We start from the raw sequence: 15,340 nt of genomic DNA, 5'->3' as shown, positions 1-15,340 counted from the left end.
CGCTGGCCTCGTGGCGCCCATGCACCGGCTGGGCGACGACTGTGCGCCGCCCGGACGCGCGGGATCAGCCCCGCCGGAGGGCGAGGGCGTCGCGCAGCGCCGTGGCGGAGGCGGCCGAGCTGTCGATGCGCCAGTCCGCCTCCTTCGTGAAGTCGAACCACACGAAGCCGAGCACGTCGGGCTGCGCCTGCAGGTACGCCACGAGGTCCTTGTCCCACGCGGCCTTGGATCCGCCCGTCTCGCTCGAGGCGACCTCGCCGATGACGAGCGGCTTGCCCGGCGCGACGGCGCGCAGCTGCGCGATTCCGGGGCCGAAGAGGTCGGCCGGCGCGGTCCAGCGCTGGCCGGAGATCGCGCCCCAGTTGTAGCCGTCGAGCGCGACGACGTCGACCTGGTCGGCGCCGGGGTAGAGGGAGGCGAGGTCGGTGGATCCCGGGTACGGCACGTTCGGGCTCCACACCCACTTCACGTTCGTGGCGCCCTGCGCGACCACGAGGTCGTGCACGTGCTTCCACGCGGCGACGTACGAGCCGGATGCGTTGCCGTTCACGCCGTCCGACCACGGGTACCAGTTGCCGTTCATCTCGTGTCCGTAGCGGAGGTAGACGGTCTTGCCGTACTTCGCGAGGTCGGCGCCCCACGAGCGGATGTAGGCGTCCTGGTCGCCCGCGATGATGCGCGCGTTCGTGTAGGCGGCCTGGTCGACGCCCGCGCCGCCCTGCCACGGCTCCCACGTGATGAGGCTGTCGGCACCGCGCGCGGCCACGCTCTGCAGGCCCGCGATGGGCGCCGGGTGCGTGAAGTCGACGTGGCTCATCACGATGGACGGGCTCTCGCCGAGGGTCGCGGACGCGGCGTCGAGCTCGCCGTTCGCCGTGGGGCCGCCGGGGGTCGAGAGGCCGAGGCGCAGGCGGGCGGAGCTGATGGCGGGGGCGGCGGACGCGGTGGATCCGGCCGCGCTCCCCGGCGCGGTGCTCGTGCTCGTGGTCGTGGGAGCCGACGTCGTCGCGGGAGTGGGCGCGGTCGTCGTCGGCGCGGGGGTCGTGGTGGGGGCGGGTGCCGGTGCGGCGGAGCGCGCGGAGGAGCTCGACTTCGCCTGCGTGACGGTGAAGGCGGCCCCGGCCGAGCGCGTGCCGGCCGTCGCGGTGATCCGGATGGTGGAGAGCGAGGTGCGGGGGATCGTGACCGCGGCCGTGAACTTCCCCGCGGCGGTGGTGGTGATGCGCTTCGTGGTCGATCCGACGGCGACGACCGCGGCCTTCTTCGCGGCGAAGCCCGTGCCGGTGACGGTCACGGGTGTGCCGACCGGCCCGGAGGCGACGGTGAGGACGATCGCGGCGGGTGCCGTGGGGACGACCTGGGCCGAGGCGGCGCGAGCGGAGACCGCGGGGGCGACGAGCACGGTGGCCGTCACGACCGCCGGTGCGACGGCGGTGACGACGGCGCATTTGAGACGGCGGCGAGTGGGCATGGCGATAGGGTCCTTCCCCCGATGGATGTATGCGAGCGTATGTTCTTCGTCACCCTCCGTCCACCGGATGTCCGCCGAGCGACGGGATCCGGTGGCAGGGGATGAGCGGCTATCAGACGCGACGTGCGGCGAGCGCGTCGCGGATGGCGGTGGTGGAGGACGCGGAGCTGCCGATGCGCCAGTCCGCCTCCTTGTCCATGTCGAACCAGACGAAGGCGACCACGTCGGGCTGGGCCTGCAGGAACGCGACCAGATCGGTGTCCCACTCGGCCTTGGACCCGCCGACCTCGGACGACGCGGTCTCCGCGATGATGATCGGCTTGCCGGCCGCGACGGCGCGCAGCCGCTGGAGGCCGAAGCCGAACAGGTCGCTCGGCGCGGTCCAGTGCTGGCCGGCGACGGAGCCCCAGTTGTAGCCGTCGAGCCCGACGACGTCGACGTAGCCGGCACCCGGGTAGAGGCCCGCGAGCAGCGTGGATCCGGTGTACGGCACGTTGGGTGTCCACACCCACTTCACGTTGGTCGCGCCCTGGGCGACGACGACGTCGTGCACGTGACGCCAGGCGGCGGCGTAGGAGCCCGGCGCGTTGCCGTTGACCCCGTCGGCCCACGGGTACCAGTCGCCGTTCATCTCGTGCGCGTAGCGGAGGGAGACGGGGCCGCCCCAGGCGGCCAGCTCGGATCCCCACTGGCGGAGGTAGTCGTCGTGGTCGCCCGCGAGGATGCTCGCGTTCGAGAATCCGGGCTGGTCCACGCCAGCTCCGGCCTTCCACGGCTCCCAGGTGAGGAGGCTCTCGGCGCCGCGGGCGCGGACCTGGTCGAGGGCCTGGATGGGCGGCGCCTGCGTGAAGTCGGCGTAGGAGAGCACGATGCTCGGGTCCTCGCCGACCTGCTGGGCGACGGCGTCGAGCTCGCCGCCGGCGGTGGGACCGCCGGGGGTCGCGACGCCGAAGCGGAGCCGGGCGTCGGAGACGGTCGGAGCGGCGCTCGCGACGGTGGGGGCCTGGCCGGTGGCGGCGGTGGCGGAGTTGGCCGGGGATGCTGCGGTGAGGATCCCGGCGGTGAGGGCGAGACCCAGGATGAGGGTGGTCGCGGTGCGGATGGTGCGGGGGTGGTGCGTCATTTTGTCCAGTTTTCTGCGGATGTCCGCTCCCTGGAAGCTATCCGACGCTTCCCTGGACCCGTCGCCCGATGTCCGCTCACGGCCGGACGGTCAGGTGATGGGCGGGTGGGGGCCGGGCGGGGTGCGCTGCAAGCCCCTTCCGCGTTGGACCACGCGCCGCTAACGTCGCGCACACGCGCCGATGCGCGGACCCGACTCCGACGGAGGACACCATGAGCCAGCAGCAGACCGCGCACCGCCCGAGCCTCGCGGGGCCCGACCCGATCCGGCAGCCGTACGACGCGCGGCTGGCGATGATCCTGCTCGTGACCGAGGGGCTGCTCGCGTTCGCGGGCCTCATCGCGATGGTGGTCGCGAGCTGGACCCCGGCCGTCTGCGCCGTGCCCGGCTGCGACTACCCCCTCGGGGAGCTGGCGTCGCGGCTCTGGGTCGTGGGCACGATCAGCGTCCTCGTCCTCTCCATCATCGCGACGGTCGTCTGCCGCACGCGCCGCGTGAACGCGTGGTGGGCGCCGGCGACGGGCATCGTGCTGATCATCGGTATCAATGTGGCCGCTCAGATCATGACGCGGTTCGCGACGATGCACTGACGGGTCTCCGACAGATCCGCACGGACGGCACGAGCCCGGCCCCGCGCGATGCGGGGCCGGGCTCGTCTCGTGCGCGCTGGGCGCGGGGGGCGCGGATCAGCCGCGACTCACGGCCAGCTGTCCTCGAGCTCGTGGGTGATGACGAGCTCGCGGATCTCGCAGCCGCGCGGCTGGCCGAGGATGAACATCACCGAGTCGGCGACGGCGGCAGGGTCGTTGAGGTTCGCGTCGGAGCCGGGCTTGTACTTCGGGTCGCGGTCGTCGAAGAAGTGGGTCTTCATGCCGGAGGGGATCAGCGTGGTCACGCCGACCTCGCCCTTCGTCTCGGCGGCCAGCGCGCGGGTGAAGCCGAGCACGCCGAACTTCGACGCGCAGTAGGCGGTCGCATCCGAGACGGCCTTGATGGCGAGCGACGACGCGACGGTGACGACGCGGCCATGCGACTCGGTGAGGAACGGCAGCGCCGCGCGGACGACGGCGACCGTGCCCATCAGGTTCACGCCGATGACCTTCTCCCACTCGGTGGGGGCGACGTCGACGAGGCGGCCGCAGCGGTCGATGCCCGCGGCGGTCACGACGGCATCCAGCCCGCCGTGCGCCTGGGCGATCTCCGTGACGAGCGCCTCGGTGGCGCGGGTGTCGGAGACGTCGATGCGGTGCGCCTCCATGCCGGTGACGCTCGACGTGTCGAGGTCGAGCACGATGGGCTCGCCGCCGGCCGCGAGGACCGCCTGCGCGACCGCGGCGCCGAGCCCGGACGCGCCTCCGGTGATGAGGACGCGGCCGGTGCTGGGGCGGGGGGAGTCGGTCATGGGTGTTCCTTCCGTGGTGCGGATCGCGCGAGGGGCGCGGTGGTTCGGGGAGTCGTGGGTGGTGGGTTCAGCCGACGCGGGCGAGCGCGCCGGCGAGCTTCGTGGTCGAGCGGCCGGGGTGGTACGGCACGGTCACGGCCTGACCGCCCCACTCGGCGATGACCGCCGACTCGGGGAGGTCCTCGGCGCGGTAGTCGCCGCCCTTGACCCAGAGGTCGGGCTTGATGGAGCGGAGCGCCTCCTCGGGGGTGTCCTCGGAGAAGAGCACCACCGCGTCCACCACGCCGAGCGACATGAGGAGGTCGACGCGGTCCTCCTCGGTCATGATCGGGCGCTCGGGTCCCTTGATGCGGCGCACCGAGTCGTCCGAGTTGAGGAGGACGACCAGGCAGTCGCCGAGCGCGCGGGCCGCCGCGAGCGTGCGGGCGTGGCCGGCGTGCACGAGGTCGAAGCAGCCGCCGGTCGCGACGACGGTGCCGCCTGAGGCGCGGGTCGCGCGGACCACCTGGAGGGCGCTCGCCGCGTGACCGCCGATGGGGCGCGCGGCGGGCGGGCCGACGAGGGTGGCGACGCCGCCCGCGTCCACGTACTCGGCCGCGGCGGCGACGGCGTCGCGCACGGCGTCCTCGACGGGGGATCCCGCGGCCAGCGCCGCGAGGGCGGTGGCGGCGAGCCGGTCGCCCGCGCCGCACGGGTCGCCGGTCGCGACGAGCGGGGCGGGGACGACGACGGGCATGGATCCGCCGGCCGCGCCCTCCGCGCCCGACGCGGCCGCCGACACGAGCAGGGCGCCGCGCTCGCTCATGGTGACGGCGACCGTGGCGACGCCCCATTTCTCCCGCAGGAGTCGGGCGGCGTCGGCGGCCGCGGCCACGTCGCGCCCGGCGACGCCGGAGAACGCGCGCGCCTCGGCGAGGTTCGGGGTGGCGAGCGCGGTGTTCGGCACGGGCGGCTCGCCCGCGGGGTGCGGATCCCAGACCAGCGGCACCCGGGCGGCGCGCGCGTCGAGGGCGGCGCGGAGCCGGGGATCGCGCGTGACGCCGCGGCCGTAGTCGGCGACGACGATGGCGTCGGCCGTGGCGATCGCGTCGAGCATCTCGTCGGTCGCGGCCGGCGTGGGCGGCGGCGCGCAGCCCTCGTCGATGCGGGCGATGGCGTGGCCGTCGGCGCGGACGCGGGTCTTCACGGGCGTGGGCGCGCCGGACGGGCCGGCGACCACGTCGATCCGGTCGAGGCACTCACGCAGCGTCGCGGAGTGGCGGTCGTCGGAGAGCACGGTGACGAGGCGCACCTCGTGGCCGTCGCGCGCGAGCATCGTGGCGACGAGGCCGGCTCCGCCCGCGCGGGGCAGCGACTCCTCGACCTCGATCACCGGCACGGGCGCGTCGGGGCTGAGGCGGTGGGCGGCGCCGATCATGTCGACGTCGAGGAGCACGTCGCCGACCACGACGATCCTCACGCGGGCACCTCGGCGGGCTCGGCCGTGGTGGACGCGGACGCGACCGTCACGGGGACGGACGCGGACGCGGCCCCCGACACCGGAGCAGGGGCGGCCGACGCGCGCGCCGCCGCCCGGTCGTTCGCCTGCAGGCGGCTCTCGAAGGAGCGGCAGATCGCGTGCACGGCGACGAGCTGCGCCTCCTGCACGTTGGCCGACGGCCCGTCGAGCGCGATGTGCTCGTCGCACGCCTCCACCAGCGGATTGGGGCCGGGGCCCGTCATCGCCCAGGTGGTCGCCCCGGCGGCGCGCGCGGCGGCCGCGGCCCGGAGGAGGTTCTGGCTGCGCCCGCTGGTCGAGAGCAGCACGACGATGTCACCGGATCTCGCGTGCGCGTGCACCTGCCGGGCGAAGACCTCGTCGAAGCCGTAGTCGTTGCCGATCGCCGTGACCGCGGACGACTCCGCGTGCAGCGCGATGGCGGAGAACGGGCGGCGGTCGCCGTCGAACCGGCCCACCAGCTCGCTCGTGAGGTGCTGGGCCTCGGCCGCGGATCCGCCGTTGCCGGCCGCGAGCAGGCGCGCGCCGTGGCTCATGCGGTCGGCCATCTCGCGGCCCCACGCGGTGAGGCGCGGCGCGTGCGTGCGGAGGTCGGCGAGCACGGGGGCGAGCGCGTCGAGGTGCGCGTCGACGACCGTCGCGTCGGCGGGGAGCGCATCGGGCGAGGCGGCCTGGATCGCGGCGCGGTACGCCTCGGCGGTGCGCGCGGCGACGGTCGACCACGCGTAGCCGTGCTCCATCCGGTCGCGTCCGGCGCGGCCGAGGCGGCGACGGCGGGCGGGATCCTCGAGCAGCTCCCCGAGGGCGTCGGCGATGGCGGCGGGGTCGCGCGGCGGCACGAGGATCCCCGTCACGCCGTCGACCACGCTGTCGGTGAGGCCGCCGACCGCGGACGCGACGACAGGCACGCCGGAGGCCATCGCCTCGAGCGGCACGATGCCGAACGGCTCGTACCAGGGCGCGCAGACGACGACGTCGGCTGCGCGCATCACCGCGGGCATGTCGGCCTGGGAGACGCGGCCGTGCAGGTGCACGCGGTCGGCGACGCCGGCGGCGCGGGCGGCGTCCATCAGGCGGCGGGCCTCGGGGTCGTCGGATCCGCTGGTGCCGTCGCCGGATCCGCCGACGATGACCAGCTCGACGTCGCGGCGGCCGCGGCGGGCGAGGATCCCGAGGGACTCGATGGCGAGGTCGACGCCCTTGCGGGGCACCAGGCGGCCGACGACCATGACGCGCATGGGGCGGTCGGCATCCTCGTCGTCATCCGCGGAGGCCCGCGGCGTGAAGTGCCCGATGTCGACGCCGCAGGGGATCACGGTTATGCGGGCCGCGTCGACGCCCGCGCGCACGAGCTCGGCGGCCTCGTCGGAGCAGGTCGCGATGACCGCATCCGCGCGGCGGCCGACGCCCGGCTCGAGCTCGGCGCGGGCGGCGGGGCTCGTGTCCTCGGCGCCGAGGTGGCGGCGCTTCACGGATCCGAGCGCGTGGAAGGTGTGCAGGACGGGCGGGGCCGCGGCGGCGCCGACCGGGGAGGACGCGAGGCGCGCGGCGGCGTCGAGCGCGGCGACCCCGGACATCCAGAAGTGGCTGTGCACGACGTCGGGCCGGGCGGTGCGCCAGTCGGCGAGGAGTCCGTCGGCGAGCTCGCCCATGTGCGGCAGCAGCTCGTCCTTGGGCACGGCGCGGGCGGGTCCGGCGTCGAGGTGCACGACCTCCACGCCCGGCGCGAAGGCGACCCGGGCGGGCAAGGCCTCGTCGTCGCGGCGCGTGTAGACGGTGACGGTGTGGCCCTCCTCCGCGAGCGCGGCCGACAGCGCGGCCACGTGCACGTTCTGGCCGCCGGCGTCCACGCCGCCGAGCGTCGCCAGGGGGCTGGCGTGCTCCGAGATCATCGCGATCCTCATCGTGTCGTCCTCTCGTCGAGCGGGTGGTGCGGGGAAGTCGTGGAGCCGGATCCGGCGGCCGCGCGTCGGGACCGGCGCGCGGCGGCGGCATCCACGGCGTCGTGCAGCACGGCGTCCATGTCGTGCAGGAACCGGCCGAGCGAGTAGCGGGCGAGCGCGGCCTCGCGGGCGACGCGGCCGCGGCGGGCGGCCTCGTCGGGATCCGCGAGCAGCAGCCGGGCCACGCGCACGAGGTCGGCCGGGTCGGACGAGATCGCGCCCGCGTCCGGCGGCACCGCGCGCGACGCCTCGGTCGCGTCGAGCACGAGCACGGGCATCCCCATGTGCATGGCCTCGAGCAGCGACAGGCCGAGCGAGGTCCAGCGGTGCGGGTGGACGTAGGCGCGCAGGCGCGCGAGCTCGGGGTGCATGCGGGCCGTGGGCAGGTCGCCGCGCGGCACGATCCGGTCGCCGAGGTCGGGGAAGGCGCCGGGCAGCAGGTCGGTGCCCATCCCGAACACCTCGACGGGCGCGACCGCCGCGAACGCGGGCAGCAGGTCGGTGCCAGTGATGCGGCCGCGGCGCACGGGCTCGTTGATCACCGCGCCGAACGACGCCGACTCGCCCGTGTAGAGCGCGCCGGGGTCGGGCACGCCGTGCTCGACGACCGTGGTCGGCGCGGATCCGGTGTCCCACATGAGCGCGTTGAAACGCGTGACGTGGATCACCGGGATGTCGTCGCGGTCGGCGAGCGCGTGCACGGTCTCGGTCGGGGCGCCGCGCGGGGTGTTGTGCTCGAGGAAGACGGCGGGCACGTCGGATCCGAGGCGGCGGCCCAGCAGGCGCTCCGCCTCGTCGATCTCCGCGACGCGCTGCAGCAGGACGAGGTCGACGTCGGCGTCGTGCAGGGACGACGGATCCACCTCGCGCGCGCTCGCGGGCCACGCGCGGCCGCCGCGGCCGAGGCCCCAGGCGTCGCGCGCGGGCGTGGCGGGGAAGAGGATCTCGTGCGATCCGAGGACGAACGAGTCGGTCCAGCCGCCGTGGACGTGCCACATCAGGATCCTCATGCGGGCACCTCCGCGCGGCTCGTCGCCATCAGCCGCTCGACCGCGTCGGCGACCTCGGCTGGCGACACCCCCGCGAGGCACGGGTGCCCCGGCACCGGGCAGTCGCGCGCGCGGCTGAGCTTGCACGCCGCGTCCTGGTCGCCGAGGAGGATCACGGGCACGCGGTACGGCGCCCACCGGATCGGCGGCACGACCGGCGAGAACAGGCTGACGACGGGGAGGCCCACCGCGGCGGCGAGGTGCGCGGGCCCGGTGTTGCCGCTCACGAGCACGGCCGCGCGGCGCATGAGCGCGCCCAGCCCGGCGAGGTCGGTGCGTCCGCCGAGGTCGATGCCGGCGGATCCGGCGACGTGCGCCGTGAGGCCACACTCGTCGGGGCCGCCTGTGACGACCACGGGGATCCCGCGCTCGACGAGGAGCGCGACGGCGTCCCGGTGCTGGTCGGCCGGGTATGCGCGCGCCCCGACCGCGGCGCCCGGGTGCACGAGCGCGAACGGCCCGTCGGGCAGGAGCGCCTCCACGTCGGACGGCAGCGCGGCCGGGAGGACGGCGAGTCGCCCGTCGTCCTCGGCGGCCAGCGCGTACCCGGCCGCGGCGGCGATCGCGAGGGCGCGCTCGGGCTCGGGCTGGTCCTCGTCGAGGTCCTCGCCGGGCTTCAGGCGCACGTCGAGGAGGGAGCCGGCGTAGTCGACGCTGGCGCCCGCGATCCGCCGCACGCCCGCGAGCCGCAGCAGCAGCGCGAGCGGCAGGGGCGACTGGTGGAACGACGTGAGGATGACGGCCTCGTCGGCGTCGACCTCGGCGAGGATCGCGTGCAGGGCATCGACGGACGCGGCGTCGGCGGCGGGCGCGGGGGAGGCGATCCAGGGCGCGTCCCACACGTGCACCGCGTGGACGCCGGGCAGCAGCCGGCCGGCGGATGCGCCGCGCGGTCCGCAGAGCAGGTGCACCTCGACGCGGGGGTCGGCGGCGACCGCGCGCACCGCGGGTCCGGAGATCAGCACGTCGCCCACGGAGTCGAGGCGCACGACGAGCACGCGGCGGGGAGCCGGGTCGTGGATGAGGAGGTGCACCGCGTCGAGGATCGTCGGGGCCACCAGCTCCGCCTCGGCGATCTCCTCCTCGCGCGTGACGGGGGTCGGCACGAGCACGCCGCGCGCGCCGGCGGCCCGGGCGGCGCCCATGTCGGCCGCGATGTCGCCCACGACCGCGACGCGCGACGGATCCACGCCCCACGCCCGGCAGGCCTCGAGCACCATCCCGGGCCGCGGCTTCCGGCAGTCGCAGCCGTCGTCGGATCCGTGCGGGCACAGCAGCACGAGGTCGAACGCGCCGAGCAGCTCCTGCACGCGCGCGTTGACGGCGTCGGCCTGCGCGCGCGTGATGAGGCCGCGCGCGATCCCCGACTGGTTGGTCACCATGCCGACACGCAGCCCTGCGGCGCGCACGGCGTCGATCGCCTCCCGGGCGCCGGGCATCAGGGTGACGAGCGCCGGATCCCCGTTGTACGGCACGTCGACGACGAGCGTCCCGTCCCGGTCGAACAGGACGCCGTCGAGGTCGTTCCCGGGCGAGCGCATGACCGGCCCGTACCCGACTGCTCCTCCACCCAAACCCGGCGGCGAGCACTTCTCCTCGGGGCGTCGCGCTCCTGCGCGGAGAACGGGAGCAGCGCCCTCGCACGGGGGCGCGGCGACGGGGGCGCACGGTCAGCGCGCGGGCGCCTCCGCGATCCACCGCGACCGCGCCAGCAGCATCGGCATGAGCGGCGCGATCAGCAGCGCGCCCAGCCCGCCGACCGCCATGTCGCCGATGGTGTCGGAGTACCCGGTGAGGATCTCCGGGTCCAGCCACGCCTGCCCCGCCCACTCGCCGAGCTCCCATACCGCCGAGAGCGCGAGGCCCACCGTCAGCGCGAGGAACCCGAGGGGCAGCGGCCGCCGGTCGACCATGACGCCCGCGCGGTCGGCCAGCAGGATCACGAGCGCGGCGAGCGCGGCCGTGGTCACGAGGTGCGCGGGGATGTCCCACCACGGCAGCCGCTCGTACAGGTCGAGCCGGTTGCTCGCGGCCGAGACGAGCGTCGTGATCCCGATCGCGAGGTCCAGCCCGGGCCTGGCCCCGAGACCCCGCGGCGCCACCAGCCCGAGCAGCGCGAGCGCGAACATCGCGGAGGTCGTGCCCGTCCACGCGAACACGGAGAAGAGGAACGTGAGGAGCCCGATCACGCGCACGGCGTCGGCGAGGACCGCCGTGATCCCGCGCGGCGGCTGCAGGAAGGTGAGCCCGGCCAGCCCGGCGAAGGCGGCGACGTCCTCGGGCGGGGCCGGCGCATCCGGCGGGGTGGGCGACGTGGGGTCCGTCAGCACCGCACCACCGCCTGCAGCGCCTCGTGGTCGCTCGGCGCGCGTCCGCCGACGCGCGTCGTGTTGATGCCGACCCGCTCCACCTCGATGTCGGGCGTCACGAGCATCCAGTCGATGCGGCGGGTCGTGCGCTTCGGCGCCTTGTAGTTCGACCAGGTGCCCCACTCGGGCGTGAGGCGCTCCCGCGCGGCGGGCCACGCGTCCACGAGCGCGCCGTGCTCGAGGAGCAGCCGGTGCGGCTCCGTGTCCACGCCCGCGTTGGTGTCGCCCGCGACGATCGCGGGCACCGGCAGCTCGGCGACGATCTCGAGGATCATGCGGGCGGACTCCTCGCGCGACCGCCGGGAGAGGTGGTCGAAGTGCGTGTTCACGTGCCGCAGCGGCAGGCCGGTGGCGCGATCCGTGAAGTCGGCGACCACGGCGATCCGCGGCACCATGTTGCCCCAGCTGCGGGATCCGGCGACCGCGGGCGTGTCCGACAGCGCGACCTGCCGCCAGCTCGTGAGCTCGAGGCGGCGCGTGTCGTAGAAGGTGGGGCAGCCCTCGCCGTGGCCGTCGGCGTTGCGGCCGTGCCCGATCCGCCGGTAGTGCCGGCCGAGCGCGTGCGACAGCGCGCGGCCCTGCGTGGGCATCGCCTCCTGCGTGCCGAGGAGCGCCGGCTGCTCGCGCTGGAGGAGCGCGGCGATGAGCGGCTCGCGGTCGGCCCAGCGGTCGGGGCTGCCCGGCCGGTAGCGGCGGAACAGGCGCCGGATGTTGTACGTCATCACGTGCAGCTCGGGGGCGTCGACCGGGCCGACGAGCGCCCGTCCGTCCGTGAGGGTGCCGTCGGCGCTGAGGGTCATGTAGCCATCGTCCCCCAGAGCGGCCGCGGCGACGGTCGCCGCCGGGGAACCGTTACGGGCGCGAGCACGAGACTCGCGGCCGGAGAAGACGATGGCCCCAGGAGTCCGGCGTGGCCGAATGGTCCTGGGGCGTACCCGGAGAACGGACCAGCGTGCCGGGTGCCTGGATCTACGCACGCCGGTCGCCTACCGTCATCGTCATGGCGCGCAGTGAGAGCGAGGAGAAGGCGGTAGGCGTCAGCCGCCCTGGCACCGAGGTCGACTCTCCTCGCGCCGCCCGTGTCGCCTCGGTCGAAGAGACCATGGGGGTCGCCCGCATCCTCGCGAACCGACACGCGGAGCTGCTCCGGCGCCTGGCCTGACGTTCGTCGCTGGCGCTAGGCGCCAGCGGGATCCGGCGCCGCGTCGATGCGCGCGAGGAACTCGTGCAGGTCGTCCCGGATCCGGCCGAGCTCTGACGGCGTCATGCCCGTGCGCTCGGCGACCCGGGCAGGCACCTGCTCGGCCTCGCGGCGGAGCGCGCGGCCCGCGTCGGTGAGGGTGACGCGCACGACGCGCTCGTCCTCCGCGCTGCGCGCGCGCTCCAGCAGGCCGGCCGACTGCAGGCGCTTGAGCAGGGGCGTGATGGTCGCGGGCTCCAGGGCCAATGCACCGCCGAGGTCGGAGATCGAGCGGCCGTCGCGTTCCCAGAGCGCGAGCATCACGAGGTACTGCGGATGCGTGAGGCCGAGCGGCTCGAGGATCGGGCGGTACAGCGCGACGACGGACCGCGCCGCCAGCACGGCCGCGAAGCAGACCTGGCTCTCGAGCGCCAGGGGGTCCGTGCGCGTCGCGTCCTCGTGTGCCATGCCAGCTCCTCGCCGCCTGCCGAAATACCGCGTACACTTACTACTATGACACGAGGTAAAGGCCAGGCGGGCGGCAAGCGGCGCGAGCGCGGCTTCGGGGCGGCCGTCGAGCGGTTCAACGAGCGGCTCCGTCCGTACCTCGGCGCGCCGCCGCTCGGCCCGTACACCGACGATCCGGTGCCCGAGCCGCAGTCGCGCCTCTGCCCCATGTGCGGCAAGCCCATGCCCGACCACGACATCGATCGGTCCGGCGCGCGCACGCAGGTGCGCTGCCCGGTCTGATCCCGGCAGGCGCATCTCGCGCGCATCCCGCGCGCGGGCGCCTCAGCGGACCGGCGACTGCACCCGCGCCGACCGCCACATCGCCACCGGGCGCGACCCGGCCAGGCCCGCCAGCGCGCCCAGCTCGGCGAAGCCGTTGCGGCGGTAGAGCGCGCGGTTCCGCTCGGTCGACGACTCGAGGTAGGCCGCGGATCCGTCGGCGTCGACCCGGGCTAGGCCATGGGCGAGGAGCGCGGATCCGACGCCGAGGCCCCGCGCGGCCGCGCCCACGCCGACCTCGGCGAGGCGCCAGTGCGGGAGCCCCGGCCGCGCGCGGTCCAGGGTGCGGAGGCGCGTGGCCGCGCGGACGGCGCCCGCGACGCCGAGGGCGCGCAGGAACGTCGGCGCCTGCCGGAGGATCCCGTGCGTCGGCACGCGGCCGGGCGCCTCCCAGACCGCCGCGCCGAGGATCCCGCCGCGCGCGTCGACCGCGACGTCGACCGTGCCCGCGGGGAGCGGCCCGCTGCGCAGGAGCGCGGCGAAGAGCAGGGCCAGGCGCTCGCGCTTCCGGGGTCCGGCGGGGACGAAGCCTGCCAGCACGGGATCCTCCGCGAAGGCCTCCGCGAGGACGCGCGTGACGTCGTCGAGGTCGGCCGCGCGGGCGGTGCGGATGACGGCGGTGGCGGGGGTGACGGGGTGCTCGGTGCTCATGCTCCGACGCTAGGCGACAGATTCGGCCAAGTGGCCGAATCGCGCTCACTTGGTAGCTTTCTCCCATGAAGCCCGCCTCCGAGAGCACCCGCGCGTACGGATCACGGGACGCCCGGCGGGCCGAGCTCCTCGATGCCGCGGTGCGCGTGATGGCGGTCGCGGGCGTCGCCGGGGCGAGCACGCGGGCGATCACCGCGGAGGCCGGCCTCGCGCACGGCGCCTTTCACTACTGCTTCGGCGTGCGGGAGGAGCTGCTCGGCGCGCTGCTGCGGCAGGAGGTCGAGGCGGTGGTCGGGCAGCTGGAGGCCGCCGAGGACCTGGAGGGCGCGCCGCTCGGCGAGGTCGTCTCCGCGACGCTCCGCGCCGAGCTCGACCGCGTGCGCCGCGAGCCCGACCGCCAGCGGGTGCTGCTCGACCTCGCCGCGACCGTGCAGCGGATCCCGGCGCTCGCCGACCTGCCCGCCTGGGAGCACGGCCGCTACGTCGAGGAGACGCGCCGCCGGTTCGCGGCGGCCGGCCTCGACGGCGCGCGCGCCGACCGGTGCGCGGCGCTCGCGGTCGCGGGCATGCGGGGGATCATCGGCGCCTGGCTCGCGCGCCGGGACGACGGGGCCGATCGGGCTGCCGAGCGGGCGGTCGAGGATCTCTCCCGGGCGCTGGCGCTGCTCGCGGAGGACGGCGGGCGCTGATCCCGACGCGCTCGCCGGGCGGCGTCCCGTCGCGTCAGGCGAGCGCCCCGAGCGCCTGCGCCGCGGCCTTCGCGGCACCGGAGATCAGGGCGTCATCGGCCTTCGCATCCTGCTGGTCCTTGGAGGAGTGCACGGCGATGACGATCGGAGCGGCATCCGGCCGCCAGATCACCGCGACGTCGCCGCGGCTGGCGTAGGCGCCGCTGCCGGACTTGTCGCCGACCGTCCACTCCGTCGGCAGCTCGGCGCGCACGAGCGTGGCGCCGGTCTGCGTGGCCTTCAGCCAGCCGGTGAAGAGGGCGCGCTCGTCGGCGTCGAGGGGATCCGCGATGGCATCCGGATCGCCCAGTGCGTAGGCGCGGAGGAGCGCGGCGGCGGCGCGCGGGGTCGTGGTGTCGCGGTCGTCGCCGGGGGTGGCCTCGTTGAGGTCGGGCTCGGTGCGGGAGACGACCGTGGTGTCGTCGCCGAGGGCCGTGAGCGCCGCATCCAGCTCGGCCGGGCCGCCGAGCGCCTCGAGCAGGAGGTTCGCGGCCGTGTTGTCGCTCCGGGTCATGGCGGCCTCGGCGAGCTCGCGGAGGGTCATCGTGCCGCCGACGCGCGTCTCTGTGACGGGCGCGTAGGAGAGGATGTCGGCCGCCTCGATCGGCACGGCGCGATCCATCCCGGCGATGCCGACGCGGTCGAGCAGCGTGGCCGCGAGCGGGGCCTTGATCGTGGACGCGTACGCGAACCGCTCGTCCGCGCGCCAGGAGACCTCCGCGCCCGTGCCGGTGTCGACCGCGTGCACGCCGAGGCGCGCGCCGAAGCGCCCCTCGAGCGCGGTGAACGCGGCGTCGGCGGCCGCCTGGTCGACCGCGGGGGCGGCGGATGCGGACGGCGCGGCGGATGCGGACGCGGGCGGGGTCGTCGGCACCTCGGCGGCGGGGGCCGCGCATCCGGCGAGCAGGGTCGTGGCGAGGGTCGCGGCGAGCGCGAGGCGGGTGGAGCGGGCGGGGTGGATCACGGCGGAGCTCCTCGGGAGGCATCGGGCGGGTGCGACGCGGCCCGGCGGCCGCGGATCCAGCCTCTCCCGCGGCGACGCGCACGTCGTCCCCCGAGCGGTTCAGGCAGGTACCCCGGACGGACCACGCGCCCGATTCAGCGGACGTGGAAATGCGTTCCCTAGGATTCCCGGGA

16 protein-coding genes and 1 pseudogene are annotated in these 15,340 nt (G+C 75.6%); 4 read left to right on the top strand and 13 right to left on the bottom strand.

The features are described 5' to 3' along the window. Positions 1-64: 64 nt before the first annotated feature. A complete protein-coding gene (locus KYT88_RS14005) occupies positions 65-1,471 on the bottom strand; it encodes a glycoside hydrolase family 26 protein (RefSeq protein ID WP_043584084.1) in 1,407 nt (468 codons plus the stop codon). Between the two features lie 112 nt (positions 1,472-1,583). Beyond that, positions 1,584-2,594, bottom strand: coding sequence for a glycoside hydrolase family 26 protein (locus KYT88_RS14000; RefSeq protein WP_043584086.1), 1,011 nt, complete (start codon positions 2,592-2,594; stop codon positions 1,584-1,586). A 212-nt stretch (positions 2,595-2,806) separates the two neighbouring features. On the opposite strand from KYT88_RS14000, the gene KYT88_RS13995 reads away from it, so the two are divergent. Next, positions 2,807-3,184 carry a hypothetical protein gene (locus tag KYT88_RS13995; RefSeq protein ID WP_043584088.1) on the top strand — a complete coding sequence of 126 codons (378 nt, stop codon included), beginning with the start codon at positions 2,807-2,809 and terminating at the stop codon, positions 3,182-3,184. Positions 3,185-3,291: 107 nt separating this feature from the next. On the opposite strand, the gene KYT88_RS13990 is transcribed toward KYT88_RS13995, so the two are convergent. The 8 genes and pseudogenes from KYT88_RS13990 to KYT88_RS13950 form a co-directional block, all read right to left on the bottom strand. Continuing rightward, positions 3,292-3,996, bottom strand: coding sequence for an SDR family oxidoreductase (locus tag KYT88_RS13990; RefSeq protein ID WP_043584090.1), 705 nt, complete (start codon positions 3,994-3,996; stop codon positions 3,292-3,294). A 67-nt stretch (positions 3,997-4,063) separates the two neighbouring features. Further along, positions 4,064-5,455: a PfkB family carbohydrate kinase gene (locus KYT88_RS13985; protein ID WP_237583690.1), complete on the bottom strand. Its 1,392-nt coding sequence runs from the start codon at positions 5,453-5,455 to the stop codon at positions 4,064-4,066. Beyond that, positions 5,452-7,398 (bottom strand): glycosyltransferase, encoded by a 1,947-nt coding sequence (locus KYT88_RS15990; RefSeq protein ID WP_043584094.1) that lies wholly within the window; start codon positions 7,396-7,398, stop codon positions 5,452-5,454. The genes KYT88_RS13985 and KYT88_RS15990 overlap by 4 nt, the downstream gene beginning before the upstream one ends. Then, a complete protein-coding gene (locus tag KYT88_RS13970; RefSeq protein ID WP_043584096.1) occupies positions 7,395-8,447 on the bottom strand; it encodes a glycosyltransferase in 1,053 nt (350 codons plus the stop codon). The genes KYT88_RS15990 and KYT88_RS13970 overlap by 4 nt, the downstream gene beginning before the upstream one ends. Continuing rightward, on the bottom strand, positions 8,444-9,508 hold the full coding sequence (locus KYT88_RS13965; RefSeq protein ID WP_237583844.1) for a glycosyltransferase family 9 protein: 1,065 nt from the start codon (positions 9,506-9,508) through the stop codon (positions 8,444-8,446). Before KYT88_RS13965 ends, KYT88_RS13970 begins: the two co-directional genes overlap by 4 nt. Before the next feature lie 30 nt (positions 9,509-9,538). Continuing rightward, a pseudogene (locus KYT88_RS13960) lies at positions 9,539-10,027 on the bottom strand (D-glycero-alpha-D-manno-heptose-1,7-bisphosphate 7-phosphatase); the annotation flags it as partial. A gap of 129 nt (positions 10,028-10,156) precedes the next feature. Further along, positions 10,157-10,816, bottom strand: coding sequence for a DUF2238 domain-containing protein (locus tag KYT88_RS13955; RefSeq protein ID WP_051629234.1), 660 nt, complete (start codon positions 10,814-10,816; stop codon positions 10,157-10,159). Then, the gene (locus KYT88_RS13950; protein ID WP_043584100.1) at positions 10,810-11,655 is read right to left on the bottom strand and encodes an endonuclease/exonuclease/phosphatase family protein; all 846 of its coding nucleotides are present in this window, start codon (positions 11,653-11,655) and stop codon (positions 10,810-10,812) included. Before KYT88_RS13950 ends, KYT88_RS13955 begins: the two co-directional genes overlap by 7 nt. A gap of 200 nt (positions 11,656-11,855) precedes the next feature. Between KYT88_RS13950 and KYT88_RS13945 the strand changes: the two genes are divergently transcribed. Then, on the top strand, positions 11,856-12,017 hold the full coding sequence (locus KYT88_RS13945; RefSeq protein WP_156032179.1) for a hypothetical protein: 162 nt from the start codon (positions 11,856-11,858) through the stop codon (positions 12,015-12,017). A 15-nt stretch (positions 12,018-12,032) separates the two neighbouring features. Here KYT88_RS13945 and KYT88_RS13940 read toward each other — a convergent pair whose 3' ends face one another. After that, the gene (locus KYT88_RS13940) at positions 12,033-12,503 is read right to left on the bottom strand and encodes a MarR family winged helix-turn-helix transcriptional regulator (protein WP_119374124.1); all 471 of its coding nucleotides are present in this window, start codon (positions 12,501-12,503) and stop codon (positions 12,033-12,035) included. 45 nt (positions 12,504-12,548) lie between these two features. On the opposite strand from KYT88_RS13940, the gene KYT88_RS13935 reads away from it, so the two are divergent. Then, positions 12,549-12,785, top strand: a complete 237-nt coding sequence (locus KYT88_RS13935) for a hypothetical protein (protein ID WP_119374125.1) — start codon at positions 12,549-12,551, stop codon at positions 12,783-12,785. A gap of 42 nt (positions 12,786-12,827) precedes the next feature. Here the strand turns inward: KYT88_RS13935 and KYT88_RS13930 are convergent, their stop codons facing one another. Continuing rightward, entirely contained in the window at positions 12,828-13,475 is a 648-nt protein-coding gene (locus KYT88_RS13930; RefSeq protein WP_237583689.1) for a GNAT family N-acetyltransferase, read from the bottom strand. 65 nt (positions 13,476-13,540) lie between these two features. On the opposite strand from KYT88_RS13930, the gene KYT88_RS13925 reads away from it, so the two are divergent. Next, the gene (locus KYT88_RS13925; RefSeq protein ID WP_119374308.1) at positions 13,541-14,164 is read left to right on the top strand and encodes a TetR/AcrR family transcriptional regulator; all 624 of its coding nucleotides are present in this window, start codon (positions 13,541-13,543) and stop codon (positions 14,162-14,164) included. 34 nt (positions 14,165-14,198) lie between these two features. Here the strand turns inward: KYT88_RS13925 and bla are convergent, their stop codons facing one another. Then, complete coding sequence (gene bla, locus KYT88_RS13920) at positions 14,199-15,167, bottom strand: class A beta-lactamase (RefSeq protein WP_043584102.1); 969 nt, start codon at positions 15,165-15,167, stop codon at positions 14,199-14,201. Positions 15,168-15,340: the final 173 nt, after the last annotated feature.

It is taken from the genome of Clavibacter sp. A6099 (assembly GCF_021919125.1).
GTDB classification, from domain to species: Bacteria; Actinomycetota; Actinomycetes; order Actinomycetales; family Microbacteriaceae; genus Clavibacter; species Clavibacter seminis.
This window is presented reverse-complemented; position numbering and strand designations above follow the sequence as displayed.

Excerpts from the sequence above, each read along its gene's own strand:
- KYT88_RS14005 (WP_043584084.1), bottom strand. The coding sequence starts at position 1,471 with ATGCCCACTCGCCGCCGTCTCAAATGCGCCGTCGTCACCGCCGTCGCA.
- KYT88_RS14000 (WP_043584086.1), bottom strand. The coding sequence starts at position 2,594 with ATGACGCACCACCCCCGCACCATCCGCACCGCGACCACCCTCATCCTG.
- KYT88_RS13995 (WP_043584088.1), top strand. The coding sequence starts at position 2,807 with ATGAGCCAGCAGCAGACCGCGCACCGCCCGAGCCTCGCGGGGCCCGAC.
- KYT88_RS13990 (WP_043584090.1), bottom strand. The coding sequence starts at position 3,996 with ATGACCGACTCCCCCCGCCCCAGCACCGGCCGCGTCCTCATCACCGGA.
- KYT88_RS15990 (WP_043584094.1), bottom strand. The coding sequence starts at position 7,398 with ATGAGGATCGCGATGATCTCGGAGCACGCCAGCCCCCTGGCGACGCTC.
- KYT88_RS13970 (WP_043584096.1), bottom strand. The coding sequence starts at position 8,447 with ATGAGGATCCTGATGTGGCACGTCCACGGCGGCTGGACCGACTCGTTC.
- KYT88_RS13950 (WP_043584100.1), bottom strand. The coding sequence starts at position 11,655 with ATGACCCTCAGCGCCGACGGCACCCTCACGGACGGACGGGCGCTCGTC.
- KYT88_RS13945 (WP_156032179.1), top strand. The coding sequence starts at position 11,856 with ATGGCGCGCAGTGAGAGCGAGGAGAAGGCGGTAGGCGTCAGCCGCCCT.
- KYT88_RS13940 (WP_119374124.1), bottom strand. The coding sequence starts at position 12,503 with ATGGCACACGAGGACGCGACGCGCACGGACCCCCTGGCGCTCGAGAGC.
- KYT88_RS13935 (WP_119374125.1), top strand. The coding sequence starts at position 12,549 with ATGACACGAGGTAAAGGCCAGGCGGGCGGCAAGCGGCGCGAGCGCGGC.
- KYT88_RS13930 (WP_237583689.1), bottom strand. The coding sequence starts at position 13,475 with ATGAGCACCGAGCACCCCGTCACCCCCGCCACCGCCGTCATCCGCACC.
- KYT88_RS13925 (WP_119374308.1), top strand. The coding sequence starts at position 13,541 with ATGAAGCCCGCCTCCGAGAGCACCCGCGCGTACGGATCACGGGACGCC.